The sequence below is a fragment of the Martinezella lusitana genome, assembly GCF_014207095.1.
Lineage (GTDB): Bacteria > Pseudomonadota > Alphaproteobacteria > Rhizobiales > Rhizobiaceae > Rhizobium > Rhizobium lusitanum_B.
The window spans coordinates 49,515-75,720 of the sequence record NZ_JACHBG010000009.1; the positions used below are offsets into that span (position 1 = coordinate 49,515).

Consider the following 26,206-nt stretch of genomic DNA (forward strand, 5'->3'; position numbering starts at 1 on the left):
AACAGATGAATATTTCCCTTCTCATCAACGGCGTCGACAGGCCGGCGGCCAGCGGGCGCACTTATGACCGCCTCGACCCCTTTACCGAGAAGCTCGCAAGCCGCGCACCGGCCGCTGGTCTTGAAGATGTTGCCGCCGCGATCGAGGCGGCTTCCAACGCCTTTTCCGCATGGTCGAGCACCGGTCCAGGGCAACGTCGCACGATCTTGGCGAAGGCGGCCGATATCATGGATGCGAAGGTCGGTGAATTCACGCGCCTGATGATGGAAGAGACAGGCGCGACGGCACCCTGGGCCGGCTTCAACGTCATGCTGGCGGCCAATATCCTGCGCGAGGCCGCGGCGATGACCACCCAGATCGGCGGCGAGATCATTCCGTCAGACAAACCCGGCACGCTTGCCATGGGTGTGCGTCAGGCGGCCGGTGTCTGCCTTGCCATCGCACCCTGGAATGCACCTGTCATTCTCGCCACACGCGCGATCGCCATGCCGATCGCCTGCGGCAACACCGTCATCCTGAAAGCCTCCGAGCAGTGCCCCGGCACGCAGCGGCTGATCGCGACCGCATTGACGGAGGCCGGCCTTCCTGCCGGGGTTATCAACGTCATCACCAACGCACCCGAAGATGCGCCTCGGATCGTCGAAGCGCTGATCGCACACCCCGCAGTACGTCGCGTCAACTTCACCGGCTCCACCAAGGTCGGCAAGATCATCGCGGAGCTCAGCGGCAAGCATCTGAAGCCTGCACTGCTGGAACTTGGCGGCAAGGCGCCGCTCGTTGTGCTTGACGACGCGGATATCGATGGGGCCGTCAATGCCGCCATTTTCGGTGCCTTCATGCATCAGGGCCAGATCTGCATGTCGACGGAGCGCATTATTGTGCATCAGGCTGTTGCCGATGCCTTCGTTGCCAAGCTCGCCGCGCGCGCCGCAGCACTTCCGGCCGGCGATCCGCGCGGTCATGTGGTCCTCGGCTCGCTGATCAGCCTCGATGCAGCCAAGAAGATGGAAGAGCTGATTGCCGATGCGCAGGCAAAGGGAGCCAAACTGGTTGCGGGCGGCAAGCGCACCGGCACCGTCGTCGAGGCGACGCTGCTCGATTTCGTGACACCGGATATGCGGGTCTATGCTGAAGAATCCTTCGGTCCGGTGAAGCCGATCATCCGCGTCGCCGATGAAGACGAAGCCGTACGTGTCGCCAACGATACCGAATATGGTCTCTCGTCGGCCATCTTCAGTCGCGACGTGCAGCGCGCCCTGGCCGTGGCGGCGCGTATCCAGTCCGGCATCTGCCACATCAACGGCCCGACCCTGAACGACGAGGCGCAAATGCCGTTCGGCGGCGTCAAGGGCAGCGGCTATGGCCGCTTCGGTGGGAAGGCGGCAATTGCTGAATTCACCGATCTCAGATGGATTACCATCGAAGATCCGGCGCAGCATTATCCCTTCTGATCAAACGGCATTGCGGCGGCCAAAGCGTGTTGGCCGCCGCAATGCGAATTCACCGCATGCTCCTGAGCTGCGCCCGTCAGGCAGGACGAGCCGCATTGGCGACGACGACCGGGATCAACAGGTCGCCCCAGTTGCCGTCCCCGCCATGGTGGCGGGACGAGCGGACGAGTTCGACGGAGACGCCCGCCTCGACCGCATTCATGACCGCCTGGTTGAGGCGGTGCAGTTCATTGGCCAGCATGCGGATAACGGCCTGCTGATCGGAATTCATGGTGAGAGATTGCTCCTCGGCTCTCTCGCGAACGCGTGCTATCGACGGCATGTCTTTCTCCTCCTTTGATCTCGATTTCACTCTGCTGCCGGTTTGAACTGGGCATGCTCGGTCGAGCCGTGCATGGCCGTAGTCGATGACTGGCCGCCGGTGATTGCCAGCGACACCGCGTCGAAATAGCCGGTTCCGACTTCGCGCTGGTGCTTGGTGGCGGTGTAACCATTGACCTCCGCTGCGAATTCCGCCTGCTGCAGCTCGGAATAGGCAGCCATTTGGCGGGCCTTGTAGCCGCGGGCAAGCTCGAACATGCCGAAGTTCAGCTGATGGAAGCCGGCAAGCGTTATGAACTGGAACTTGTAGCCCATCGCCCCCAGCTCGCGCTGGAACTTGGCGATCGTCGCATCGTCCAGGTTCTTCTTCCAATTGAACGACGGCGAGCAATTGTAGGCAAGCAGCTTGCCCGGATGTACCCGATGCACGCCTTCCGCGAACTTCCGCGCCTGCTCGAGATCCGGCTTCGACGTCTCGCACCAGATGAGATCGCAATTCGGTGCGTAGGCGACGGCGCGGGCGATGCAGGGCTCGATGCCATTCTTGACCTGATAAAAGCCCTCGATCGTACGTCCCGCATCGTAATCGACGAAAGGCTGGTCGCGTTCGTCGATGTCGGAGGTCAGGAGCTTGGCGGCTTCCGCGTCGGTCCGCGCAACGACCAATGTCGGTACGCCCATGACGTCGGCCGCCAGACGAGCTGCGTTGAGATTGCGGATGTGGGCGGCGGTCGGGATCAGAACCTTGCCGCCAAGATGGCCGCACTTCTTCTCCGATGCCAGCTGATCCTCGAAATGGACGCCTGCAGCGCCTGCCTCGATATAGGCCTTCATGATCTCGAAGGCATTAAGAGGGCCGCCGAAGCCGGCTTCGGCGTCGGCAACGATCGGAGCGAACCAGGTGTCGACCGACAGACCTTTTCCTTCTGCGGTCTCGATCTGGTCTGCGCGCTGCAGTGTCCGGTTGATGCGCTTCGCCAGTTCCGGACCGGCATTGGCCGGGTAGAGGGACTGGTCGGGATACATGGCCGATGCGGTGTTGGCGTCCGCAGCAACTTGCCATCCCGACAGGTAGATCGCCTTCAATCCGGCGCGAACCATCTGCATGGCCTGATTGCCGGAAAGCGCTCCGAGTGCGTTGACGAAATCTTCTTCGTGGATGAGCTGCCACAGGCGGTTTGCACCCATCTCGGCCAGGGAGTGGCGAATGGCGACAGATCCGCGCAGCCGCTTCACATCCTCGGCGGTATAGGGCCGTTCGACGCCATCGAAACGGCCTGTCGGTGCGCTTGGAACCAGTTTGTAAAAATCTGTCATGCCAGTCTCCCAATGCTGTTCTTCTGATCGTGATGTCGATGTTGAATGCATGACGATATTTACAAAATACTCGTGTGAATGGCCAGGAAAACCGATAATCCCCAATGGATAAAGGGGTTATGATGTGTTATCGTTGACAAAGTGGATGTGTAAATTTGTAAATAGTGTAAATCACACCTCCGGCGTACCGCTGTAAAAGGAATGACAAATGGCCGAGCGCAAGATCTTTGCCGGACCTCGGGTTCGACGCATCCGTACTGGTCTTGGCCTAATGCAGACGACGATGGCGCAGGCGCTGGACATATCACCGTCTTATCTCAATCTCATTGAGCGCAATCAGCGACCGTTGACCGTGCAACTGCTGTTGAAGCTGGCGGCCGTGTACAAGGTGGACCTCGACGAATTGCAGGGCGAGCAAAGTGGCAATGCCGGGCAGTTGCGCGAAATCTTCGCCGATCCGCTGCTGGTCGGTGAGATCCCGGGCGATCAGGAGCTGATCGAACTTGCTGAAGCGGCGCCCAATGCCGCCAATGGTATGATCCGGCTCTATCGGGCCTATCGGGAACAGGCAGCGAGATTGTCGGATCTTGCCGAACTCCTGTCCCGCGAGGGCAGGATCGCTGAGGTTGCCGGTCCACGCCTGCCGCTGGATGAGGTGCATGATCGACTGCATGGCAGGGCGAATTTCTTTGCCGGGATCGAGGATGCCGCCGAGGCCTTTCACGCCCGCCTTGTGCCCGGCGACGATATCGCCGGCGCTCTGAAAGCCTGGCTGAAAAGCGAACATGGCATTGCCGTGCGTCTGCTGCCGGTGCACGCCATGCCCGGTTTGCGGCGGCGCTACGACCGGCACTCCATGCGCTTGTTCCTTTCGGAGCGGTTGTCGCCCTTCGACCAGCTTCGCGAGATCGCAACCGAGGTTTCGCTACTTGTCATGCGTGACGAACTTGCCGTCGAGGTCGACGCCCTTGGTCTCTCAACGCCGGAAGCCAGGCGGATCGCCCGCTTCGAATTAGCGCGCTACGCATCGCATGCACTGTTGATGCCCTATGCCGCGTATCTTTCGGCGGCGCAGCGCTTGCATTACGACATTGAGGGGCTCGGCGCGCGTTTCGGCGTGTCCTACGAGCAGGCGGCCACACGGTTGACGACGTTACAGCGTCCAGGTGCCGCAGGCATCGCTTTCTTTTTGATGGAAGTCGATAGCGCCGGTCATCGCCTTCGAAAGGCTGGGGCACAGGGCTTCCCCCAGGCCCGTTTCGGTGGGGGCTGTCCCAAGCTCAACGTTCACACCGCCTTTGCTCAGCCGGGACAAATACTGACCGAAGCCACGGAAATGCCTGACGGTCTGGGCTTTCTGACGATATCGCGGACCATCGAAGGCCCTCGGGCGGATTTTGGCGAAAGGATTCGCCGCACCGCGCTTCTCGTGGGCTGCGACATCGCGCACCGCGATGAGGTGGTTTACGGCAAGGCACTGAGCTCGATGCCGGTTGCGATCGGTCCTGCCTGTCGCTTGTGCGAACGCCAGGGCTGCCTTGCAAGGGCAGAGCCGCCGGTTACGCGACCGCTTGGTCTAGACGAGATGGCGACAGGCCTTAGCGTGTTTGATTTCCAGTGAGGGCGAAAGCCCATCGGGCAAAAGTGTGCGGCGATCTTGCCCGCGCAGTTGGGTGACATGTAAGAGTGGCAAGCCGAGATGCGAAGGCTCGGCTTGCCATGATCGGTTGATACCAGCCCGTCAGGCGTAAAGCCCGAACTGGGCATTGTGCAGCCGGGCGTAAGCGCCATGGCGTGCGATCAGCTCGTCATGCGAGCCCTGCTCGACAATGCCCCGATCACCCATGACGATGATGCGATCGGCGTTGCGGATCGTCGAAAGCCGATGCGCGACGACAAGGGTGGTGCGTCCTTTCGCCAGTTCCAGCAAGGCCTGCTGAATTGCGTACTCGGTGGCTGTATCGAGCGCGGAGGTGGCCTCATCGAGAATAAGGATCGGTGGGTCTTTGAGGAAGATGCGAGCGATCGCAAGTCGCTGTTTCTGACCGCCCGAAAGCTTGACGCCGCGCTCGCCGGTCGGCGTGTCGAGCCCGCCGGGCAGCGAACGGACAAAGTCGGCAAGTGAAGCGCGCTGCAGCGCCTTCATGATATCCTCGTCGGTCGCGCCGAGCTTTCCATAGGCGATATTCTCGCGGATGGTCGATCCAAACAAAAAGACATCCTGTTGCACGATGCCGATCTGATTGCGCAGCGACGTCTGCGTCAAGTCCCTGATATCGATGCCATCGATGGTAATGCTGCCCGATGTGACGTCATAGAAGCGCGGCAACAGCGAGCAGATCGTCGTCTTGCCGGTGCCAGATGCGCCGACGAAAGCGACTGTCTCGCCGGGAGCGATGGTCAAAGTGAGATCATTGAAGATCGCGCTTTGATCGGAATAGCCGAAGCTGACGTGTTTGTAGGCAATATCGCCTTTCAGGTGATCGACCGCGATGGCGTTCGGCCGGTCGGCAAGATCCGGCTCCGTGTCGATCAGCGAGAGGAAGCGTTTGAAGCCCGCAATGCCCTTGGGGTAGGTTTCAATCACTGACGTAATCTTGTCGATCGGCCGGAAGAATACATTGATGAGCAGCAGGAAGCTGACGAAACCGCCATAGCTCAGCTCTCCCGATATGACGAACCAAGTTCCTGCCATCATGACGATGAGCTGTACCAGACGCGTGCTGAAGTAGCTGAGAGCGATGCCTGCCGTCATATAGGCGTAGCCGTCGAGCTTGGTCGCCTTGTAGTCGTCATTGTCGCTGGCAAACAGCTGGCTCTCGTATTTCTCGTTGGCAAAAGCCTTGACCACGCGAATGCCGCCGACGGTCTCCTGCATGCGGGTGTTGAAATTGCCGACCTTGCCGAACAGGCTGCGTGAATTGAGCGTCATCTTCGAGCCGTAGCGGCTGACCAACCAGGTCATGAAGGGCACAATGGTGGTGGTCAGCAGCGCGAGCTTCCAATGGACACTGAACATCAGCAGGAAGGCGCCGATGAAGGTCATGATCGCAATGAACAGATCCTCGGGGCCGTGATGGGCAATCTCGCCGACTTCCTCGAGATCCTTGGTGACATGCGTGATCAGATGTCCGGTCCGGTTGTTGTCGAAATAGCGGAAGGACAGTTTCTGGATATGGTCGAAGGCCTGGCGACGCATGTCGGACTCGATCGAGATGCCGAGTGCGTGGCCCCAATAGTTGACGATGGCAGAGAGGCCAGTGTTGAGCGCGTAGACGACAAGCAGCAGCGCAGCCGTTCCGAAGATCAGGCTCCAGTCACGGCTCGGCAACAGTTGATCGATGAAGAGCTTGATTGCCAGGGGAAAGCCGAGTTCCAGCAGGCCTGCGAGCACAGCGCAGCCGAAATCGAGGAAAAACAGCTTCCTATAGCGTGCATAATAGGAGAAGAAACGACGAAGCATATATGCCCTCCATGGGCATCAAGAGGATGGGAATGGGCGAGAGCGGACCGAGGGACAGCCCGAATTCGGTGCTGCCAGTCAGCGTCAGTTGGAACCGAAATTTCTCATCTGGGCGATCCTCCTGCTTGAGTCGCGGAGACTGATATAATCCACGCGTGCATCGCTGTCATCCCCTTAACCGATGGATGACCCGCCCTTGGACCAAGAACTGACTGTCTGCGCCTAAGGCGTGCCTGGCAGTTGAGCCGCGTTCATCCGCGCGATGACCTCGGCCCGCGTCGGAGCGCCCGACCGCCCGCCAAAAACCTCGCATTTCATGGCCGCGGCAACCGATGAGAGCTGGATTGCATCCGCCGGCGTCATCCCTTCAGCGATTGCAAGCGCAAAGGCCCCGTGAAAGATATCGCCGGCTGCCAATGTGTCCAAGGCCCTGATGCCAATCGTCGGACTGTGTCTGATGAGATCGCCTTGGTCATCGAACCAGAAACTTCCGGCGGCCCCGGCTGTTACGCAGATGAAGGCATGGCTGAATTTTTTCTTCAGGAGGCGGGCCATTTCCGCGAAGTCCGCAACGCCGGTAAGGCGTCGGGCGGCAGGTTCGGAAAAAACGATATGGGTCGCTTCCGGTGCCAGGCGTTCGATGATGCCGTCCGGTGCCACATCGCCATCGAGAACGGCCGGCTTGCCCAGGCCGCGTGCTGTCCGCAGTACTTCAAGCGCCAGGGATGGCCAGCGCACGTCGACGAGTACCGCGTCGAAACCGGCGACATCGTCATGCGTGAAGTCTTTGACGTCGTGATGCAGTTTCGGATCGTAGAAGGGGACGATCAGTCTTTCGCCGTGATCGTCGACGAGGATTGTCGATACGGCAGACCGGGCGCCTTCGACACGCAGCATGCCTTCGGTGGCGACGCCGGCAGCGGTCAGATCACGGATGATCCGCTCGCCGGTTTCATCGCTGCCGACAGCACCCCAGAGGCTCGCTCGTCCTTCGAGCCGAGCAACGGCATAGGCCGCGCTCGAAGCCATGCCTTCGGCGATCTGCAGCATCTCATACGGCAAGACCTTGCCCTCGCCGGAGGGCAGCGTGCGAACTCGAAACAGCGTATCAAGGACGGCAGCGCCGACGCAAAGGACATGCTTTGGGGCATCTGCTGGCGGATCGAAAATGGAAGGAGGGTTCAAAGCCGCTTTCCGTTTGTCTTCATCAATGGGTTTCTCTGGAACGAAGGCTGCATCATTTGACAGCACCGGCGGTCAGGCCGGCAATGATCTGCCGTTGCGCGAACATCGTCAGCACGAGAACCGGCAACGTCACGATCAGGGCGGCAGCCGCAAGCGGCCCCCAGCTGACCTGCTCGAAAGAGAGCATATTGTAGACTGCCACCGGTAGCGTGCGGGTCTCGCGGCTGGCAAGCACGATGCCGAAGACGAAGTTGTTCCAGGAGAAGATGACCGAGAGAATGAAGGCAACGACGATGCCAGGTCGCGCGATCGGCAGGGCGACGAGGCGAAAGACCTGCCACGGTGTTGCGCCATCGATGCTTGCAGCCTCCTCCAGTTCCATCGGTGTGGTCTCGAAATAGCCGATCATGATCCAGACGACGATCGGGACTGTCACGACGAGATGGATGATGATCTGCGGCCAGAGCGTTCCCAAGAGATTGAGCCATTGGAACAGCAGAAACAGCGGAATGAGGAAGGACAGGCCCGGCGTCATGCGGGCGATCATGATGACGATGGCGGACTTCTCAGCCTTAAGCCGCGCAATACCGTAACCGGCCGGTACGCCGATGACGAGCGCAAGCAGGGTTGCTGCCCCTGTCACCAGAATGGAGTTCCAGAAATAGAGGAAGAAATTGTTTTCCTGGAAGACGTTGACGTAGTTCGTCCAGGCAATGCGATCAGGAATGAGGATCGGTGGATAAGCGCCGTTGTCGATCTCGTATTTCAGCGAAAGCGAGATCATCCAGAGGAAGAACAGCACGACGGGTGAAACAATCACCAGCGCCACGAACAGCAGGCCGATGCGGTTGAGTGTCGAACGCTTCATCTCAATGCCCCTCCGCGTCAGTCCATTTCGTCCGCTGCCGCATCATCAGGAGGATAAAGGAAAGCGCGACGATGAGAATGAAGAACACCACCGCCATGGCCGAGCCATAGCCGATGTCGTAATAGGAAAACGCGGTATTGTAGAGGTAGATATTGATCGTCTCGGACGCTGTTCCGGGGCCGCCTTGGGTCATCGCATAGATGATGTCGAAGCTCTTGATCGCATCGATGCCGCGAATGATGATGGCGATTATCAGGAAGGGCGAGATCATCGGCAGCGTTAGATAGCGAAACTTCTGCCAGGCATTGGCGCCGTCGATTTCAGCGCTTTCATAGGGCTCACGCGGCACCGAGGCGAGGCCGCCGAGCACGATCAGCATGACAAGCGGCGTCCATTGCCATACCTCGACCAGAACGAGCGACGGGATGACGCTGGATTGATTATAGATCCACTCCTGCGGTCCGATGCCGACCAGCGATAGCAGGTAGTTCAGTACGCCGAGCTGAGGATGGAACATCATCGTCCATACGAGCGCCACGGCGACCGGCGTTGCCATCATCGGCATGACGAAGACGCCGCGCAGGAAGCCACGCAGCGGGAAATTTGAATCGAAGATCAGCGCTGCAAGCGTCCCGAACACCAAGGGGCCGACCACGGACAGCACGGTGTAGAGAACCGTATGCCATAGTGACTCCCAGAACCGCGCGTCCGTCGCCAACCGGACATAGTTATTCCAGCCGATAAAGCTTTGCGATTGACCGAGCGTCCACTTGTTCACGCTCATCCAAAGGGTGAAGACCCAGGGGAAGACAATGACTGCGGCGATCACGATCAGTGCCGGAACGACGAAGGGCCAGTAGTTGGGAGCAAGCCTTTGCGGCTTGCTCCTCTTCTCAGCTTTCGTTCTGGTCTCTTCGATGCTCACGGAGGCCATTATCCCTCGCTTCGCGCCAATACCGGCTCGAACTGCGCCGTCGCCGTCTTCAGTTCGCTTGCAGGATCGGCGCCACCGATCATATTGGTGAGCGCGACGCCGTAGATGTCACGGAACTCGGTGACCGGAATGATGACGGGCAGGGCGAGTTGCGAGACCTTGGCGGAACCCGCCACAGCATCCAGCCATGCGCCCGGCATTTTCACGCCTTCGCGCACCTTCTGATCTTCCAGGATGGACTGACGGAAGGGAACGCCGGCGCCGGCCTGCAACAGCTGCGCGCCCATGTCGTGCGAAATCGCCCATTGGCAGAAGAGATAGGCTGCTTCCTTCTTTTGGCTGGCGGCGGTGACGCCGATTCCGTCGCCGGTGGTGGCGGCTGCCTGCGCATTCGGTCCTTTCGGCATGATGCCATAGCCGACCTGGCCGACGACGCGGGACTTTTCCGGGTTTTCGATCGGCGGTGCGAAGCCGACGCCGTCAAGCCACATGCCGATCTTGCCTTGCAAGAAGGCGGATTGTGCTTCGGCCCAGTTGAAACCGGAAACGCCGGGAGGTGCCGATTTCGTCATCAGGCGCTGATAGAGCTTGGCGGCGTCGACGGCGCCTTGCGATTCCGTCTGCAGTTTGCCGTCGGCCGAGAGTGGCGTCGTGCCATGGCCGAGCATGAATGTCGTCCAGACCGGCGCGTTGGCGTTCTTCAGGCCGCGCGCGACAAAGCCGTAAGTGTTGGTCGCTTTGTCCGTCAGAGCCTCGGCGGCCTTGACCATGTCCTCGAAGGTTGCAGGGTAGGTGAGACCCTTCTTTTCGAACAGGGTCTTGTTCCAGTAGACGATCCAGTAGTCGACCGAGAAGGGGAGCGAGCGCATGACGCCCGCGGAATCCTTCGCGAATTTCAGGCCCGCCTCGGCAAAGTCGCTTTCCGTCAGCGACGCATCGGTGAGCGACGGATCTTTCATGAAGCCGCTGATATCGGCGAGCCAGCCGCCTTTTTCGAACTGGCGCTTCTGGACGTGATAGCTCAGATGCACGACATCGAAGCTTGGCTTGCCGGAGGAAAGCTCGATCGTCGTCTTCTGCCGCTGCTGCTGCTCGGGCGTTGCCTCGGCATTGACCTTGATGCCGGTCAGTGCCTCGAATTCGCTTAAGTATTTGAGGATCGTCTCGCTGCGCGGGCTCTTGATCAGGTTGACCTCAAGCGTCGTGCCGGAAAAGCGCTTCCAGTCTACGGCGGCCGATGCGGTGCGAACACCCAGAAGGCTTGCTGCGCCAAGCGCGGCGGTGCCGGCCATGAAGCTGCGACGTGTCGGATTGAAAAATGACGATGACATTCTGTTCCTCCTCCTTTGGCCGAGAATCTCCTCATTCGCGGCCTTGTTATTCAAACCCATTCAAATCTTCAATGCGCGGTCCCGGGCACCGCCGATATGCGAGACGAGTGCTGTGACGGCTTCGTCGGCCGAGCGCCGCTCTATCGCCTCAAGCACTTTCAAATGTTCCTCCATCACCGGCCCGACATGGCCATTGATGCGGAATCTGTCCTGGCTGATCAGCCGCATCTTGATGGAATTGACGCGATAGGCATTCGAGATGATCGTGTTGCCAAGCGCGTCGATGAAGGCGTCATGCATGCCCCAGTCCACCGACTGCGCATGCAGCTCGAGTTCCGGAGAGTTATCGCCAGAGCGGATGGCATCGGCAATATCGCGATGATCCTTCAAGAGCTTGGCAATCGTGTCGTCCGACGCCGAATAGGTGAACAATGCCACCGCTTCCTTTTCCAGGAAGAGACGAAGCTGAAACGCTTCGCGGATCAGATCCAGATCGATATGGGCGATCTGCAACCCGCGCTGCGGCACCGTCTTGATCAGTCCTTCGGCTTCCAGGCGCGGAATGAGCTCACGGATTGCTCCGAGCGTCAGCCCCGTCAGCTCGACGAGCCGTCGCTGTGAGATGAACTGGCCTGGGCGAACGTCGCGCGCCAGAAGGTGGCGCGTGAAGCTCTCATAGGCTTTTTCCCTCAACGTCGGCTGTTCGCCTGGTCCGTCCATCGGCAGCTCCGGGTTGTTCGGTTAAGCCGCCTTGGCGCGAAACAATGCGTCGAAGGCAGCAAAGAGCTTGTCAGAATCCTGAGCGTTCATTGGCACGAGTGGCGGGCGTACCGCAAGCCAGCTCGCGTCATTTGCAAGGCGAGCAAGGATCGCCTTGATGGACGGGATGACCGGATAGTTCAGCAATTCTCCAACGAAACGTTCGACGTTGGCGTCATCAACGCCTTGCTCGGCCATGGCCTGCACTTCGCGGGGAAGCAGGTTCGCCATGCCCGAAATCGCACCTTGCCCGCCGAGGCGGACGCCGCGCGCCAGATGGCGTTCGTCACCGATCAGAATGATGAGGTCGCCATGCGTCTTCAAGAGCGTCTCTGTATAAGGCCAGTCGCCTGAGGAGTCCTTGACGCCGACCACGACCTCCGGAAATGCCGCGCGGAGCTGCCCGACGAGAGAAACGGAAAGTGGTACCATCGTCACCGACGGAATGTTGTAGACGATCACGTCGCGGGCATGGGCGCCCAGCATGGTGAAAACGGCGGCGAACCATTTGAAAAGTCCATCGTCGCTGACGTTCTTGAAATAGGACGGCGGAGCAAGAAGGATGCCGCGAACACCCTGTGCGAGCGCCTGGGCTGCCTGCGCTGCGGCGTCCTCGGCGGCGTCGACCAGAACGCCCATGACGATCTGCCTGGGAGCGATGCCGGCCTCTAGCATTGCCGCGAGAACCTGCTGGCGTTCCTGCATTCCGATCGAGGCGCCTTCGCCCGTCGTGCCGAACAGTGTGACGCTCCTGCAGCCATTGGCAAGGCAATGCTTGGCTTGTGCGATCACGCCAGCAACTATGATCTCGCCCTCAGCGTCAAAAGGGGTTGCCAAGGCCGCCGACAGGCCAAAATTCTCTCTCATTCGATCCTCCCGATCTTGTGAGATCAGTGCGTATCATGCTGACATGTTAGTTGTAAAGTGAAGTTTATATTAGTCGCGCATATGTGATTTATATGCGCGATGGATTGATGGAAAGAGGCGGTCAAAGTTGGTTGACTTGAGTGGTTATCGCACAACGCAGTCGCGTGATGTCCCGCAACAAGAGTGTTGCGAGACACCGCTATGCGGTGAGAGCGAGGCCTGAGCCGTGGACTGCTTAGTTGTGGCTCACGAGACGGTTCGCTAGCTCCTGACGGGCACGTAGTCGAGCCCGCCATCGATCTTCTGTGGCCTGCCGTGAAGGAAAAGCTCGCCGATGCGTGGGGCTGAGCGGGCAATGATCTTGCCGCGCTTGATGACGGCGAGGCGATTGGGCTTCAGGCGAAGCGCCTCCAGCGTATCGACGGCCTGCAGCACCACGAGATCGGCATTGCAGCCCTTTTCCAGCCCGTATCCCTCAAGGCCCATCGTCCTGGCGGAGTTGACGGTGAGGGCGTCAAAGATCTTCTTTTTATCCTCGATGCCAGCCATCTGCGCGACGTGGATGGCCATATGCCCGACTTCGAGCATGTCGCCGGAGCCCATCGAATACCAGGGATCCATCACGCAGTCATGGCCGAAGGAAACGTTGAGGCCCGCATCCATCAGTTCGCGCACGCGCGTCATGCCGCGCCGCTTGGGGTAGGTGTCATGCCGGCCTTGCAGCATGATGTTGATGAGCGGGTTGGGGATGACGTTGATCTTGGCTTCCGCCATCAGCGGGATGAGCTTGGAGACGTAATAATTGTCCATCGAATGCATCGAGGTCAGGTGCGAGCCGGCAACGCGGCCCTGCAGTCCGAAGCGGATCGTCTCCGCTGCCAGAGTTTCGATATGGCGCGACATCGGGTCGTCTGTTTCGTCGCAATGCATGTCGACGGGAAGACCGCGATCGGCGGCGACCCTGCAAAGCGCTTCGACCGAGGCTTTGCCCTCACCCATCGTGCGCTCGAAGTGGGGAATGCCGCCGACGATGTCGACGCCCATGTCGAGCGCCCTCCCAAGCGAGGCGACGCCATCTTTGGCGCGGTAGTAACCATCCTGGGGGAAGGCGACAAGCTGCAGGTCTATATAGGGCTTGACCCTGTCCTTCACTTCCAGGAGCGCCTCAGCCGTCACCAGTTTGGGATCGGAGGTATCGACATGGCTGCGAATGAACAGCAGCCCTTGCGTGACGGCGAGATCGCAATAGCGTAGCGCCCGATCGACAAGCTCCTCCTTGGTCACGATGGGGCGCAACTCTCCCCAAAGCGCGATACCTTCGAGGAGCGTGCCGGAAACGTTCATACGCGGCAGACCGAGCGATAGCGTCGCGTCCATGTGAAAATGCGGGTCGACAAAGGGCGGGCTCACCAGCCTGTTCGTCGCATCGATCTTGTCCTTCGTCTCGGTGGTGATCGAGGCTTCGATTGCTGCGATCTTGCCATCCTTGACTGCGATATCGATGCCCTTGCGGCCATCGGGCAGATTGGCATTGCGAATGATCAGATCGAACATGAAAGGCTCCTCGGATTATCTCTCGCCACGGCGATAGGGTTGCATCAGCGCCTGCGGCACGCGGGCTCGCCGGCTCATGACGGCAAGGGCGACGATGGACAGAATGTAGGGCGTCATCAGAAAGATCTGATAGGGGATGCCCTGGACTGCGGTTTGGAGGCGCAATTGGAATGCGTCGAAGAAGGCAAAAAGCAAGGCGCCGAACAGCGCTCGGCCCGGCCGCCAGGACGAAAAGACCACCAGTGCGATGCAGATCCAGCCGCGGCCCTGCACCATCGTCGGAAAGAAGCTGTTGAAGGCTGACAAGGTCAGGAAGGCACCGCCCATGCCCATCAAGGCACTCCCCGCGATGATGCTGCCGTACCGGATTTTCATCGGGTTGAGGCCTTGGGCCTCGGCGGCATGCGGGTTTTCACCCGCCATGCGGATCGCAAGCCCGACCGGCGTGCGGAAAATGAGGTAGGCCATGACGAGCGCCACCAGGATCGCGAGATAGGTCGGTGCCGTCTGGGTGAAGAGAGCCGGGCCGATGAAGGGCAGGGTCGAGAGGCCGGGGATCGAGATCGGCTGGAAGGGCGTGATGGTCGGCGGCGTTCCGGCAACCGGCACGACCAGCCGGAAGATGTAATAGCTGAAACTGGATGCGAAGAGCGTCACGCCAAGGCCAGAAACATGCTGCGACAGGCCGAGCGTCACGGTCAGGGCTGAATGGAGCAGGCCGAAAATGCCGCCGGCGATCGCTGCGATCAGAAGGCCGGTCCACAGGTCGGCGCCGTGATAGACCGAGAGCCAGCCGATCATCGCGCCGAACGTCATGATGCCCTCGATGCCGAGATTGAGGACGCCGGCTCGTTCGCAAAGCAGCGCGCCGAGCGTGCCGAAGATCAGCGGTGTGGCGATCCTGAGCACGGCAGCCCACAGTCCGGCAGAGGCAATGATGTCGACCAGCGTGCTCATCGGCGGATCCTGTACTGCGTGAAGAACAATGCAATCAGCATGGTCAGTAGCGAGAGGGCGACCGTGACGTCGGCGATATAGGTGGGGATGCCGAGGCTGCGGCTCATGCCATCTGCGCCGACGAACATGGTTGCGGTGAAGATCGCCGCAAGCACGACACCAAGCGGGTTGAGGTTTGCGAGCATCGCAACGACGATGCCGGCATAGCCGAAGCCGGGCGAGAGATCGGTGGTCACATAACCTTTGACGCCCATGACTTCGATCGCACCGGCAAGGCCGGCCAGCCCGCCCGAAAGACATGCGACCTTGACGAGGGTCGAGCCGAGGCGAACGCCGGCAAAGACAGCGCCCGACGGGTTGAGGCCGGCTGCCCGCGATTGCACGCCGAAGACGGTGCGCGACTGGACGAAATAGACGATCGCCGCGATGACGATCGCAATTGCAAAGCCGATATGAAGGCGTGAACGGGCGATCAGCTTCGGTAGCATGGCCTGATCGACAAGAGCCTGGGATTGCGGCCAGCCGAATGCCGTCGGATCCTTCAGCACGCCGTCGATCAGCATGGAGACGAAGAGAACGGCGATGAAATTCAGGATGAGGCTCGTCACAACCTCGTCGACGGAAAAGCGCAGCCGCAGCCATAGTGGCAGGAGGATCAGGATCATTCCGGCGATGGCGCCGATCACCATCAGGAGCGGAATGAGGAAAGGGCCGGGCACACCGGCGAGCATTTTCGACCCGAATGCTGCAACGGCAATGGCGCCGAAATAGAATTGCCCCTCGGCGCCGATGTTCCACAGGCGGGCGCGAAACGCGACGGCGGCGGCAAGCCCCGTCAGGATCAGCGGTGTTGCGCGTGTGAGTGTCTCTGTTGCCGAGAGCCGCGAGCCGAAGGCGCCAAGCAAGATCCGCCGATAGGCTTCGAAGACCGGCGCGCCGGCAATGGCAATCAGGATGCCGGCGAGCGCGAGGGCTGCGATGATGGCAAGCAAGGGCGCGAGGATCATCATGTAGAGTGGGCGGTGTTCTCGCCGTTCAAATCGCATGGTCGGCCCTGCTCTTTTCTTTCCATTCGCCTGCCATCATCAGCCCCAGCAGCCGTGCATCGGCCTCATCGGCATCGATGGGCGGGGAAAGACGCCCGCCGACGATTGCCTGGATGCGATCGGCCAGCGCAATGACCTCGTCCAGATCCTCCGAGATCAGCAGGACGGCAGTGCCTTGCCGGCGAGCTTCCAGAATGCGCCCGTGAACGGCGGCGACAGCGCCCTCATCCAGTCCGCGCGCTGGTTGGGCGGCGATGAGGATGCGCGGGCGTTCATGGAGATTGCGTCCGAGGATCAGCTTCTGCATGTTTCCGCCCGACAATAGGCGGGTGCGGGTTACAGCATTGCCGCCGCGCACGTCGAATGCCTCGATGATCTCCTGCGCGAAGGCCATGCCTGCGCCTTTGTCGACCAGTCCGTGTTTCGAATAGGAGGACAGGCGCTCGAGCACGGCATTTTCCCAGATTGCCATTTCGCCGATGGCGCCGTCGCGGTTTCGGTCCTCCGGAATGCGTCCGATACCGGCATCGATGATCGCGGCGACGTCGAGATCGCCGACGGGCTTATCGAATAGGAGAAGCTCGCCTGAGGAACGATTTACGGTGCCGGACAGAATCTGGCCCAGGCTCGCCTGGCCGTTTCCGGACACCCCGATGATGCCGAGAATCTCGCCCGCACGGACATGAAAGCTGATCTTCCTCAGGCGCTCGACGCCGTCGCTTTTGAACGTGATGTCGCGAGCTTCGAGTGCGATGCCGCCAGGTACGCTTTTTTCCCTGGTCGGGCGTGTGACGCGATGTCCGACCATCAGTTCGGCAAGCTCTGCTTTGCTGGTCTGAGACGCCTGCCTTTCGGCTGCAACCTTGCCGCCGCGCAGCACGACAATACGGTCGGCCGTCGCCATGACCTCATCGAGCTTGTGAGAGATGAAGATCAAGGACAGGCCCTGTGCCGCCATTTGTTTCAGCGTCGAGAAGAGTTTCTCCGCCTCGATCTGAGTGAGAACCGCGGTCGGTTCGTCGAGGATCAGGATGCGTGCATCGTTGTATAGCGCTTTCAGGATCTCCACGCGCTGCTGCTCGCCGACGGAGAGATCGCCAAGGCGCGCGTCGGGATCGACTTTCAGGCCGAAGCGCTCGGAGATCGCCAGGAGCTTTTTGCGGGCTGCCGCCGTTTGGGACCTGAGCGACCAGAGTACCTCCGTACCCGTCATGATGTTTTCGAGGACGGTCAGGTTCGGCGCGAGCGAGAAATGCTGATGCACCATGCCGACGCCGGCTTTGATTGCGGCGCGCGGTTTGCCCTGCGGCAGTTCCACGTTGTCGATGAGGATGCGCCCGGTGTCGGGCACATAGTGCCCGAAGAGGATGCTCATCAATGTCGTCTTGCCCGCACCGTTTTCTCCGAGCAGGGCAACGATCTCGCCCTTTGCCAATGACAGCGAGATATTGTCATTGGCAATTGTGCTGCCGAAGCGCTTGCTGACACCTTCGATGGTCAGGACAGGAATGCTCATTTCGGAAATCCTGCAATCGGGAAGCGGTGCTGCCAACGTTGCTCGGCCTCGAGCACAGATGCAAGCTGCAGCAAGAGGTTATCCTCACCCATGGGTGCCATCAGCTGGACCGGCAGCGGCAATCCTTCGGTATCTTCGCCGAAGGGAAGCGTGATCGCTGGAAAGCCGGATATATTGGCAAGCGAGGCAAGCGGCGCAAAGGTGGTCATGCGCTCAAGGTGCAGCTCGGTGTCCGAATGATCCGTGGGGAAGGATCCGATCAGCGGTGGCGCCGAGGCGAGCATCGGCATGACGATGACGTCCACCGTGTCGAAGATCTCCCACAGGCTGCGGCTGGCCCTTACGGCGCCATTGAGCGAGCTCCAAAGGGCTGTTGCCGGCATGGCGCGTCCGCGCGTGATGAAGGCCTGCGTCATCGTCTCGGCGGCGCGCATGTCCAGGTCGAGATCGTCAATCAGGCTGGCAATATTGACGGAAATGATATCGCCAAAGGCGCGGGCGCTGGCCTCAACGGCGCGTTCTACGTCCTCCCAACGAAGGGATATCAATTCGTATCCCTGTCCTTCCAGCAAGCGGGCCGCCGCCTCCACCGCTTCGGCTCTGTCTTGCTCGATCGCATAGTGCTGTCCGGTGTCGGCCAGAAGCCCAATGCGAAGCTTGCCGGTCTTGGCGGAAAATTGCGTGATATCAGCGAAAGGTCCTCGTGTCCGACCGCGTATGACATCGAAGATCCGCGCGGTATCGCGCACGGAGCGGGTCACGGCGAGTTCGCTGGCTATGCCACCAAGATGATTGCCGAAGGACGGGCCGGCGGGCACGGCGCCGCGCGTCGGCTTCAGCCCGATAAGGCCGCAACAGGCGGCCGGCACGCGGATCGAGCCGCCCGCATCCGTTGCATGGGCGATTGCCACGATGCCGGCGGCAACTGCGGCCGCGGCTCCACCCGACGAGCCGCCGGCAGTTCTCATCGGATCCAAAGGGTTCCGGCAGATCGGCCCGATTGCCGGCTCGGAGGCGAGGGAGAAGCCGAACTCCGGGCTGGTGCTCAAGCCAAAGACGCAGAGGCCGGCATCGCGAAAGCGCTCGGCCAGATCGCTGTCTGCGCCATTGCCGCTACGGATGAACAGCCGTGAGCCAGCCATCACTGGCAGCCCCGGAAAGGGGCCGCCGAGATCTTTGGCAACCGTCGGCACGCCGGCAAAGGCGCGCTCAGCGAAGCGCTCTGGATGCGCTGACGCCTCCTGATCCAGGGCGCGCGCTGCCGCAAGCCCTGCCTCCGGATTGAGATAGGTGATGGCGCCAAGCTCGTCTTGCTTGACGCAGGCGGCAAGAGCTGCCTGCGTGGCATCCACGCAGGCGAGCTTGCCGGCCTTGATCGCGCCGGCCAGCTCGGTGGCATCGGCGAATGACAGGCTGCTCATGATCGAACCGGAGGGTTACTTCGGCTGATCCGGCACCTTCGGCACCTCGAAGGTGCCAGCTTTGATGTCGGCACGGACCTTTTCCATGGCCGCTTCCGCTTCTGCCGATGCGGTGCCCTTCACGTAGACGATGTCGCTGCCGCCCTCCTTCATCAATCCATAGGCCGTGTAGTTGCGGCCGACCGGCTTGCCGGCGGCAACGTCGGCGATGGCGGCATTGAGAATGGGACGGAAATACCACATCGCATTGGCAAAGACGGTGTCGGGGTAGCGCGGCGTGTAGTCGATCAGCGATCCCACGGACTTGATATGCCGCTCCTTGGCGGCATCGGCCGTGCCGATGCGTTCGCCGAAGAGAACATCGGCGCCTGCGTCGATCTGTGCGAGACCGGCCTCACGCGCCTTGGGCGGATCGAAGAAGGTGCCGATGAAGGAGACGAGGTGCTTGCAGTTCGGATTGACCGCCTTGACGCCGGCGGCGAAGGCGTTGATCAGCATGTTGACTTCGGGGATCGGAACGGCGCCGACGGAGCCGACGACATTCGACTTCGTCATCTTGCCGGCGAGCATGCCCGCAAGATAAGCGCCGTCATAATTCCATGTGCCGAATACGCCGAAATTGCTGCCGGCAGCCTCGCCGCTTGAGCCGAGCACGAAGGCGGTGTCCGGATAGTCACCTGCGACTTGGCGGGCTTCCTTTTCAACTGCATAGGCCTCTCCGATAATCAGCTTGTTGCCCTGTTCGGCATATTCGCGCATGGCGCGCGGATAGTCCGTGCCCGAGACTCCCTCAGAGAAGACGTATTCGATGACGCCTTCCTTGGCAGCGTCCTGAAGGGCTTTGTGAAGACAGGAATTCCAGGCATTTTCGACCGGCGAGGCGTGAATGCCTGCGACCTTGAGTGGCGCTGCCGCTCGAGCAGCCGGTGCAAGCGCACCGACGCCGAGGGCAATGCCGGATGCGATGACGGCACGGCGTGTCAATATGATCTGCTTGGTCATTTTTTAGTTCCCCTGCTTTTTGATCATTTGGTAAAAAAATCATAGGAGGCGTCTAAAAAAGTGTCAAGCAACAGCTATGCTCAAATAATATGCGAAATGATGAAGGCCTACATGTCTCCATTGGAGAGAAACAGTCTGGGCGGTCGGTAATTTCGTGGCTGGCGAATTGCGATCTTCAGCCATCAGGTGCGTATGTCCCTCAGCCCGCAATATGCTGGATCAGATGCGCTATCGCTGCGCGATATCGATCCGTATCGCCGCCTGCATCGACCGCAAGGGCTGCCCGATCAAAGGCTGCAGAAAGGATGTCGGCAAGTGCGTCGGCTGGGGTGTTGGAGGCGTGACCCAGATTGAGCGCTGCTTCCAGCCCGTGCTGCAGGGTCAGTGCCGTGGTTTCCTCGTCCAATTGCTTCATGTCGAGATAGCCGAGCACTGTCGGTCCTTCGATCAGCAAAAGCCGTGTACGGCCGCTCACCCGCATCGCATCGAGATAGGCATTGCTGCCGGCGATCAGTGCATCAAGAGCTGAAAGACGATCAGGCGTCGCCGCTTCGATCGCGGCTGTGACGGCAAGCGCCTCCTCGTTGACGACGGCGCGAAAGAGCGCGCGCTTGTCCTCGAAATGATGGTAGAGCGCGCCGCGCGTGATGCCGGCCGCCGCCACGATCTCCGGCGTCGACGTTTCGGCATAGCCCTTTTCAACGAACAGCGCGCGCGCTGCGGCGATGAGCGCGGCCTTGGTCTTTTCGGTTCTTTCCCGATTGGAGCGATAATCTTGCATGCATGCAGCCTGTATGTTATTTGCGAAAATACAGGCAGACTGTATGTCTTTTTTGAGGAGAAGTGAAGCATGAAGGTGACAAGCTATTACCCTGTGATCATGACGGAGCGCGTTGAGGAGACTGCGGCCTTCTACAAGATGCATTTCGGTTTTCAGGAGAATTTCGCCAGCGACTGGTATGTGCATCTGCAGCATGGGCAGGATGGCGCGATCAACCTGGCCATTCTGGACGGGCAGCATGAAACCATTCCGGAGCAGGGCCGCGGGCGGGTTGCGGGACTATTGCTTAACTTCGAGGTAGATGACGTCGATGCCGTTTATGACCGTCTGCGGCAGGCCGGCCTGCCCATTTTGCTTGCCATTCGAGACGAAGCTTTCGGTCAGCGCCACTTCATCACCGCCGATCCGAACGGGGTGCTGATCGACATCATAAAGCCGATACCGCCGAGCGCGGAATTTGCGGCGCTTTATGTCGACGATGCCCTGCCAAAAGAGCAGTAAGCTCTTGAAAGGCAATCGCTAAAATCCGCTGATACAACTCTATCTTTCATTAACTAGGTCACTTCACCCATCTTTTGGGGTTTCTATGCGAAAAGCCCGATGAAAGTGAGGTGACCCCATGCATGAACTTCCGGTTTCGTCGAAAATCATCAAGTCCGTCTTTTTCCGTCCCGATGACGGGCGGCTCTACATCCGTTTCAAGAATGGCGAGGAACGCCAGTTCACCGGCGTGCCGCAGAAGGCGGCGCTGGCCATGGTCAAGGCAACTTCGCCCGGCCAGCACTACATCGAACATATTCGCACCCAGTTCGAACGCGTCGCCTGAGGGACCCGGTCGTGGCTGCCCTCCCGCTTTGGAGACAAGTAGCGCCTGTGTCACCCGCAAGCTCGATGGGCAAAGTCAGCTTTGCCGACTAGCGCATTGATAAACGGCCAGTTACGCTATCTATATCAATCAGAACCATTTTTCTGGGAGGACGAGGCGTGGTTGATGAAAAGCAGCTCATCTCCAGGATCACCTGGAGGCTCATGCCGTTTCTGGGCATCCTTTATCTGATCGCCTATATCGATCGTCAGAATGTCAGCTACGCGAAGCTGGAAATGGTCGGCGATCTCGGCATGAGCGAATATGCCTATGGTCTCGGCGCGTCGCTGTTTTTCATCGGCTATTTCATCTTTGAGGTGCCGAGCAACCTGCTGCTCGACAGGTTCGGCGCCAGCAGATGGTTTGCGCGTATCCTGATATCCTGGGGGATAGTCACGATCGCTCTGGCCTACACGCAGAATGCGACGATGTTTTACATCCTCCGCTTCCTGCTCGGTGCCTGCGAGGCAGGCTTCTTTCCAGGCGTTCTATACCTCCTGACGCTGTGGTATCCGTCCGCCTATCGCGGCACGATGGTCGGTCTGTTCATGATTTTCAGTGCCTTTGCCAATGCGATCGGTGCGCCGCTGGGGGGGATGCTCCTCGATCTAAACGGCCTTTATGGCATGGCCGGATGGCAATGGGTCTTCCTCGTCACCGGCATACCCGCAGTTATAGCCGGGATCATCACGCTCTTCTTTCTGCCGGATCTGCCTGCCCAGGCGGCGTTTCTCAGCGACGCCGAAAAGACATGGCTCAAGGACCGGCTCGCGGCGGAAAATTCGAGCATGGAGAAGAATGCCGCCGACGGCTTCCGCGCGCTCATCAATCCGCGCGTGTTGCTGATGGCGCTTTGCTATGTCGGCTTTCCGCTGGCTGCATACGGTCTGAGCTACTGGCTGCCGACCATCGTCAAGAACTTCGGCGTTAGCAACACAACGAACGGCTTCCTGAACATCATTCCCTGGCTTCTCGTCGCCATCGCCCTTTATGCAGTGCCGGCAGCCGCTGACAAGGCGCAGTCCAAGACGCCCTATATCGTCTTGCCGGCATTGGTCGGCGCGGTCAGTCTGGTTCTCTCTGCCGTCATTCCCGACCATACCCTGCAGTTCGCCTTCTTGTGCGTCGCGGCCGCCGGGATCTTCGCCGGGCAGCCGGTGTTCTGGAGCCTGCCGTCGCGTTTCCTACAAGGGGCAGGCGCTGCGGCGGGGCTGGCTGCCATCAATTCAGTCGGCAATCTCGGCGGCTTTGTCGCCCAGAACGTCGTTCCCTGGATCAAGGATTCGACCGGCAGCACGATCGCGCCGATGTTCTTCCTTGCTGCTTGTCTGCTTGCTGCGGCGCTGTTGGTTCTCGTCATCGGCCGCATGATACCGAGGGCTCCACGAAGAGAGGATCTTGGCAATTCAGGTGCCGCAGGCGCGAAGTGATAGCCGGCAAGCCCATGTGATGACTTACGTCAAAAAAGGGGCGGCTGAAGGCCGCCCCTCTATCGGTTTGGATGCAGATCCTGCATTCAGGCTCGCACCGTCCGCTCAGGCGAAGGCATAGGATCCATCCGGGCGTTTGGGCACCCGCCGCTGCCAATGGATATAGCCTTCCTCTTCCATTGCCTTTTCATCCATCTCGACACCCCAGCCGGGCCGGTCGGGTCGAAGCTCGAGATAGCCATCCTTCGGCAGATAGGGATCGACGACATAGCGGGTTTCGCCCTGCCGCTGCTCGATCTCGTTGCCGCCATAGACATAGGCTTGGCCCTTCGGCAGCCGGTATTCGAGTATCCTAAAGTTCTGTGCGGCGGCCGAGAAATGCACGTTGACGGCGGTTGCGAGCGGACCCATCGGATTGTGCGGGGCAACGCCGACGAAATGCGCCTCGGCGATGGTCGCAATGCGCCGCATCTCGCTGATACCACCGACGACGCAGATATCGGGCTGGATGAGGTCGGCGCCCTTGACCTGCAACAGGCGCAGGAACTCGTTGCGGTTATAGAGGGATTCGCCGGTTGCGAGCACGCAATTGAGACCCTGCTTCAGTTCGCCCCACATCTCGATATTTTCGGGGCGCAGCGGCTCCTCATAGAAAAGCGGATCGTAAGGCGCGAGTGCGTTGCCGAGCTGGCGCGCGGCAACCGGTTCGAAGATCTTCGCATGGGCGTCGAAGGCAATCTCATAGTCGTCGCGCACGGTCTCACGTAGCGAGCGGAAATAATCGGCCGATGCCTTGACGACATTGCCCCAGCGGTGGGCATGCATGTCGATGCGCCAGGGGCTGAGTTTGAAGGCGGTAAAGCCCCATTCGGCATTCAGGCGATCGAACTCCTCGCGCGCTGCCGGAGCATCCGGCGCGGTATAAACGCCGGCATAGACCTTGATGCGATCGCGCACCGCGCCGCCGAGCAGCTTGTAGACCGGAACATTGAGGGCTTTGGCTGAGAGATCCCAGAGGCAATGGTCGAGCGCGGAAATCGCCGAAAGGCCAAGGGCTCCCGGCGGAAAACGGCTCTGCTGGATCAGCAGGTTGATGAGATAGTCGATGCGGCTCGGATCCTGGCCGGCGATGAAGCCGTAGAGATAGTCGAGGATCGGCGGCAGTGCCAGATCGGGGCCATGATTGTAGCATTCGCCCCAGCCAGTCAGTCCGTCATCCGTGTCCAACGCCACGATGACGCGCGGACGATCCTTGTCGCGGGTCATATACACCCGCATGCGGTCGATCTTCATCTAACTTTCCTTCTATAGATTGACATGGATACGGCATGGGAGGCGCCGCAGATGGGAAAACATTTGCCAAGGCGAGCCAAAGCGGCGGCACGTGATTGCTGGGGCCGTGAGGATGCAAGCCATCAGGCGGCGCTCCCGTTTTTGACGGTCTCAGGCTCGACATAGCGGAAGCGCCGCGAGCGGTCCCGATCACGCGGATCGGGGCGCGGGATGGCTGAGATCAGCGCTTGCGTATAGGCATGTTCGGGTGCGTTGCAGACCTTGTCGGCATCGCCAACCTCGACAAGGCGGCCCTTGTACATGACGCCGACCCGGTCGCACATGTAACGGATGACGCCGATATCGTGGCTGATGAAGATATAGGCGAGGCCGAGTTCGTCCTGCAGGCGCATCAATAGATCAAGTACCTGGGAGCGTACGGAAACATCAAGAGCCGACGTCGCCTCGTCGGCGACGATCACGCGTGGATTGAGGGTTATGGCGCGGGCAATACCGATGCGCTGGCGCTGACCGCCGGAGAAGGCATGTGGATAGCGCTCACGCGACCTTGGATCGAGCCCGACTTGCTCCATCAGATGGCAAACGCGTTCATCGAGTGCCCGGCCCTTGGCGATGCCGTTGACGAGCAACGGCTCACCGATGATCTGTGAGACGGTCATGCGCGGATTAAGGGAGCCGAAGGGATCCTGAAACACCATGCGCAGTTCGCGGCGGGCGGCCGCAAGAGTTGTCCCTTTCGCGCTTGCCAAATCGGTGACGCCGCCATCGGAGCCACGATAAAGGATTTCCCCGGCAGTTGGGTCGATAAGACGCATGATCGAACGACCCATCGTCGTCTTGCCTGATCCGCTCTCGCCGACGATCCCGAGCGTTTCGCGCGGCGAAAGCGAGATCGAGACATCATTGAGAGCGCGGACTTCGCCGAAGGCCATCGACACGTTGCGCAATTCGAGGATCGGCGCCGCGGCTCTGTCGAGCGGCGGGCGTGCCAGTCGGATTTCGGCCTTCCGCTCGAGCTTCAGCACCGAGCCGATCAGCATGCGCGTATAATCGTCCTTCGGCGCATGGAAGATCTGCTCGACCGGACCATATTCCTTGACCACGCCATTGTGCATGACGAGCACGTCGTCGGCGATCTGAGCGACGACGCCCATGTCATGCGTGATAAACAGGACCGCCATGCCATTGGCTTTTTGCAGCCGGGCGATGAGGTCGAGGATCTCGGCCTGCGTCGTTACATCGAGTGCCGTCGTCGGCTCGTCGGCGATCAGAAGCTGCGGTTTGCAGGCAAGCGCCATAGCGATCATGGCACGCTGGCGCATGCCACCCGAATATTGAAAAGCGTAGCGGTCGATCGCCTTTTCCGGGGAGGGGATCTCCACCTGTTTCAACAGGGAGATCGTCTCGGCGCGTGCTTCGGCCTTACTCATTTTCGTGTGGAGGCGCAGCGCTTCCATGATCTGGTCGCCGACCGTGTGGACCGGCGACAGCGAGGCCATCGGCTCCTGAAAGATCATGGCGATGTCACGCCCGCGGATCGACCTGATCTGTCGCCCGCGCGGATTGAGCTTGACGAGATCGACGGAATTGCTGTTTGCGCCATTCAGGATGATGGAGCCGGCGGTGATGCGGCCGGGCGCATCGACAATCTGCAGGATCGAGCGGGCCGTCACGGATTTCCCCGAGCCGCTTTCCCCAACGACGCAGAGCGTTTTTCCCGGTTCTATGGCAAAGGATAGATTGTCGACTGCGCGAAACGTGCCGGTTCGCAGCGGAAAGTCGACGGTCAGGTTTTTGACCTGCAGCAATGGGCGAGCGGTGTTCACGGAAACAATGTCGGTCATG

Annotated in this window: 23 protein-coding genes; 5 read left to right on the forward strand and 18 right to left on the reverse strand. The window is 60.2% G+C overall.

Features of this window, described 5'->3' with window-relative positions; all coding sequences use genetic code 11:
• Positions 1–5: 5 nt before the first annotated feature.
• The gene (locus tag GGD46_RS19235; protein WP_184706812.1) at positions 6–1,451 is read left to right on the forward strand and encodes an aldehyde dehydrogenase; all 1,446 of its coding nucleotides are present in this window, start codon (positions 6–8) and stop codon (positions 1,449–1,451) included.
• A 76-nt stretch (positions 1,452–1,527) separates the two neighbouring features.
• Here GGD46_RS19235 and GGD46_RS19240 read toward each other — a convergent pair whose 3' ends face one another.
• Entirely contained in the window at positions 1,528–1,773 is a 246-nt protein-coding gene (locus GGD46_RS19240; RefSeq protein ID WP_184706814.1) for a hypothetical protein, read from the reverse strand.
• A gap of 26 nt (positions 1,774–1,799) precedes the next feature.
• Positions 1,800–3,089: an isocitrate lyase gene (gene aceA, locus GGD46_RS19245; RefSeq protein ID WP_184706816.1), complete on the reverse strand. Its 1,290-nt coding sequence runs from the start codon at positions 3,087–3,089 to the stop codon at positions 1,800–1,802.
• A 208-nt stretch (positions 3,090–3,297) separates the two neighbouring features.
• Between aceA and GGD46_RS19250 the strand changes: the two genes are divergently transcribed.
• The gene (locus GGD46_RS19250) at positions 3,298–4,710 is read left to right on the forward strand and encodes a short-chain fatty acyl-CoA regulator family protein (RefSeq protein ID WP_184706817.1); all 1,413 of its coding nucleotides are present in this window, start codon (positions 3,298–3,300) and stop codon (positions 4,708–4,710) included.
• 120 nt (positions 4,711–4,830) lie between these two features.
• Here GGD46_RS19250 and GGD46_RS19255 read toward each other — a convergent pair whose 3' ends face one another.
• The 14 genes from GGD46_RS19255 to GGD46_RS19320 form a co-directional block, all read right to left on the reverse strand.
• Positions 4,831–6,552, reverse strand: a complete 1,722-nt coding sequence (locus tag GGD46_RS19255) for an ABC transporter ATP-binding protein (RefSeq protein WP_184706819.1) — start codon at positions 6,550–6,552, stop codon at positions 4,831–4,833.
• A 222-nt stretch (positions 6,553–6,774) separates the two neighbouring features.
• Positions 6,775–7,737 (reverse strand): sugar kinase, encoded by a 963-nt coding sequence (locus GGD46_RS19260; protein WP_184706822.1) that lies wholly within the window; start codon positions 7,735–7,737, stop codon positions 6,775–6,777.
• A 52-nt stretch (positions 7,738–7,789) separates the two neighbouring features.
• Complete coding sequence (locus tag GGD46_RS19265; protein ID WP_184706824.1) at positions 7,790–8,605, reverse strand: carbohydrate ABC transporter permease; 816 nt, start codon at positions 8,603–8,605, stop codon at positions 7,790–7,792.
• Position 8,606: 1 nt separating this feature from the next.
• Positions 8,607–9,539 carry a carbohydrate ABC transporter permease gene (locus tag GGD46_RS19270; RefSeq protein ID WP_184706826.1) on the reverse strand — a complete coding sequence of 311 codons (933 nt, stop codon included), beginning with the start codon at positions 9,537–9,539 and terminating at the stop codon, positions 8,607–8,609.
• The gene (locus tag GGD46_RS19275) at positions 9,539–10,870 is read right to left on the reverse strand and encodes an ABC transporter substrate-binding protein (RefSeq protein WP_184706828.1); all 1,332 of its coding nucleotides are present in this window, start codon (positions 10,868–10,870) and stop codon (positions 9,539–9,541) included. The genes GGD46_RS19270 and GGD46_RS19275 overlap by 1 nt, the downstream gene beginning before the upstream one ends.
• Positions 10,871–10,930: 60 nt before the next feature.
• On the reverse strand, positions 10,931–11,590 hold the full coding sequence (locus tag GGD46_RS19280; RefSeq protein WP_184706830.1) for a GntR family transcriptional regulator: 660 nt from the start codon (positions 11,588–11,590) through the stop codon (positions 10,931–10,933).
• Between the two features lie 21 nt (positions 11,591–11,611).
• Entirely contained in the window at positions 11,612–12,496 is an 885-nt protein-coding gene (locus GGD46_RS19285) for a dihydrodipicolinate synthase family protein (RefSeq protein WP_184706832.1), read from the reverse strand.
• Positions 12,497–12,757: 261 nt separating this feature from the next.
• Positions 12,758–14,050: an amidohydrolase family protein gene (locus GGD46_RS19290; protein ID WP_184706834.1), complete on the reverse strand. Its 1,293-nt coding sequence runs from the start codon at positions 14,048–14,050 to the stop codon at positions 12,758–12,760.
• A gap of 15 nt (positions 14,051–14,065) precedes the next feature.
• Entirely contained in the window at positions 14,066–15,007 is a 942-nt protein-coding gene (locus tag GGD46_RS19295; protein ID WP_184706836.1) for an ABC transporter permease, read from the reverse strand.
• The gene (locus GGD46_RS19300; RefSeq protein WP_184706838.1) at positions 15,004–16,053 is read right to left on the reverse strand and encodes an ABC transporter permease; all 1,050 of its coding nucleotides are present in this window, start codon (positions 16,051–16,053) and stop codon (positions 15,004–15,006) included. Before GGD46_RS19300 ends, GGD46_RS19295 begins: the two co-directional genes overlap by 4 nt.
• A complete protein-coding gene (locus tag GGD46_RS19305) occupies positions 16,043–17,569 on the reverse strand; it encodes an ABC transporter ATP-binding protein (protein WP_184706840.1) in 1,527 nt (508 codons plus the stop codon). Before GGD46_RS19305 ends, GGD46_RS19300 begins: the two co-directional genes overlap by 11 nt.
• Positions 17,566–18,990, reverse strand: coding sequence for an amidase (locus GGD46_RS19310; protein WP_184706841.1), 1,425 nt, complete (start codon positions 18,988–18,990; stop codon positions 17,566–17,568). Before GGD46_RS19310 ends, GGD46_RS19305 begins: the two co-directional genes overlap by 4 nt.
• A 15-nt stretch (positions 18,991–19,005) precedes the next feature.
• Positions 19,006–19,992, reverse strand: coding sequence for a BMP family protein (locus GGD46_RS19315; RefSeq protein WP_184706843.1), 987 nt, complete (start codon positions 19,990–19,992; stop codon positions 19,006–19,008).
• A 199-nt stretch (positions 19,993–20,191) separates the two neighbouring features.
• On the reverse strand, positions 20,192–20,773 hold the full coding sequence (locus GGD46_RS19320; protein WP_184706845.1) for a TetR/AcrR family transcriptional regulator: 582 nt from the start codon (positions 20,771–20,773) through the stop codon (positions 20,192–20,194).
• 69 nt (positions 20,774–20,842) lie between these two features.
• Between GGD46_RS19320 and GGD46_RS19325 the strand changes: the two genes are divergently transcribed.
• From GGD46_RS19325 to GGD46_RS19335, 3 genes are all read left to right on the forward strand, one after another.
• On the forward strand, positions 20,843–21,274 hold the full coding sequence (locus GGD46_RS19325) for a VOC family protein (RefSeq protein ID WP_184706847.1): 432 nt from the start codon (positions 20,843–20,845) through the stop codon (positions 21,272–21,274).
• A 118-nt stretch (positions 21,275–21,392) separates the two neighbouring features.
• Positions 21,393–21,599: a KTSC domain-containing protein gene (locus GGD46_RS19330; protein ID WP_184706849.1), complete on the forward strand. Its 207-nt coding sequence runs from the start codon at positions 21,393–21,395 to the stop codon at positions 21,597–21,599.
• 158 nt (positions 21,600–21,757) lie between these two features.
• Positions 21,758–23,068 (forward strand): MFS transporter, encoded by a 1,311-nt coding sequence (locus GGD46_RS19335; RefSeq protein WP_184706851.1) that lies wholly within the window; start codon positions 21,758–21,760, stop codon positions 23,066–23,068.
• A 105-nt stretch (positions 23,069–23,173) separates the two neighbouring features.
• On the opposite strand, the gene GGD46_RS19340 is transcribed toward GGD46_RS19335, so the two are convergent.
• Both GGD46_RS19340 and GGD46_RS19345 read right to left on the reverse strand, forming a co-directional pair.
• Positions 23,174–24,361, reverse strand: coding sequence for a galactarate dehydratase (locus tag GGD46_RS19340; protein WP_184706853.1), 1,188 nt, complete (start codon positions 24,359–24,361; stop codon positions 23,174–23,176).
• A gap of 122 nt (positions 24,362–24,483) precedes the next feature.
• Positions 24,484–26,205: an ABC transporter ATP-binding protein gene (locus GGD46_RS19345; protein ID WP_184706856.1), complete on the reverse strand. Its 1,722-nt coding sequence runs from the start codon at positions 26,203–26,205 to the stop codon at positions 24,484–24,486.
• Between the last annotated feature and the right edge of the window lies 1 nt (position 26,206).

Excerpts from the sequence above, each read along its gene's own strand:
- GGD46_RS19235 (WP_184706812.1), top strand. The coding sequence starts at position 6 with ATGAATATTTCCCTTCTCATCAACGGCGTCGACAGGCCGGCGGCCAGC.
- GGD46_RS19240 (WP_184706814.1), bottom strand. The coding sequence starts at position 1,773 with ATGCCGTCGATAGCACGCGTTCGCGAGAGAGCCGAGGAGCAATCTCTC.
- aceA (WP_184706816.1), bottom strand. The coding sequence starts at position 3,089 with ATGACAGATTTTTACAAACTGGTTCCAAGCGCACCGACAGGCCGTTTC.
- GGD46_RS19250 (WP_184706817.1), top strand. The coding sequence starts at position 3,298 with ATGGCCGAGCGCAAGATCTTTGCCGGACCTCGGGTTCGACGCATCCGT.
- GGD46_RS19255 (WP_184706819.1), bottom strand. The coding sequence starts at position 6,552 with ATGCTTCGTCGTTTCTTCTCCTATTATGCACGCTATAGGAAGCTGTTT.
- GGD46_RS19265 (WP_184706824.1), bottom strand. The coding sequence starts at position 8,605 with ATGAAGCGTTCGACACTCAACCGCATCGGCCTGCTGTTCGTGGCGCTG.
- GGD46_RS19270 (WP_184706826.1), bottom strand. The coding sequence starts at position 9,539 with ATGGCCTCCGTGAGCATCGAAGAGACCAGAACGAAAGCTGAGAAGAGG.
- GGD46_RS19275 (WP_184706828.1), bottom strand. The coding sequence starts at position 10,870 with ATGTCATCGTCATTTTTCAATCCGACACGTCGCAGCTTCATGGCCGGC.
- GGD46_RS19280 (WP_184706830.1), bottom strand. The coding sequence starts at position 11,590 with ATGGACGGACCAGGCGAACAGCCGACGTTGAGGGAAAAAGCCTATGAG.
- GGD46_RS19285 (WP_184706832.1), bottom strand. The coding sequence starts at position 12,496 with ATGAGAGAGAATTTTGGCCTGTCGGCGGCCTTGGCAACCCCTTTTGAC.
- GGD46_RS19290 (WP_184706834.1), bottom strand. The coding sequence starts at position 14,050 with ATGTTCGATCTGATCATTCGCAATGCCAATCTGCCCGATGGCCGCAAG.
- GGD46_RS19295 (WP_184706836.1), bottom strand. The coding sequence starts at position 15,007 with ATGAGCACGCTGGTCGACATCATTGCCTCTGCCGGACTGTGGGCTGCC.
- GGD46_RS19300 (WP_184706838.1), bottom strand. The coding sequence starts at position 16,053 with ATGCGATTTGAACGGCGAGAACACCGCCCACTCTACATGATGATCCTC.
- GGD46_RS19305 (WP_184706840.1), bottom strand. The coding sequence starts at position 17,569 with ATGAGCATTCCTGTCCTGACCATCGAAGGTGTCAGCAAGCGCTTCGGC.
- GGD46_RS19310 (WP_184706841.1), bottom strand. The coding sequence starts at position 18,990 with ATGAGCAGCCTGTCATTCGCCGATGCCACCGAGCTGGCCGGCGCGATC.
- GGD46_RS19315 (WP_184706843.1), bottom strand. The coding sequence starts at position 19,992 with ATGACCAAGCAGATCATATTGACACGCCGTGCCGTCATCGCATCCGGC.
- GGD46_RS19320 (WP_184706845.1), bottom strand. The coding sequence starts at position 20,773 with ATGCAAGATTATCGCTCCAATCGGGAAAGAACCGAAAAGACCAAGGCC.
- GGD46_RS19325 (WP_184706847.1), top strand. The coding sequence starts at position 20,843 with ATGAAGGTGACAAGCTATTACCCTGTGATCATGACGGAGCGCGTTGAG.
- GGD46_RS19330 (WP_184706849.1), top strand. The coding sequence starts at position 21,393 with ATGCATGAACTTCCGGTTTCGTCGAAAATCATCAAGTCCGTCTTTTTC.
- GGD46_RS19340 (WP_184706853.1), bottom strand. The coding sequence starts at position 24,361 with ATGAAGATCGACCGCATGCGGGTGTATATGACCCGCGACAAGGATCGT.
- GGD46_RS19345 (WP_184706856.1), bottom strand. The coding sequence starts at position 26,205 with ATGACCGACATTGTTTCCGTGAACACCGCTCGCCCATTGCTGCAGGTC.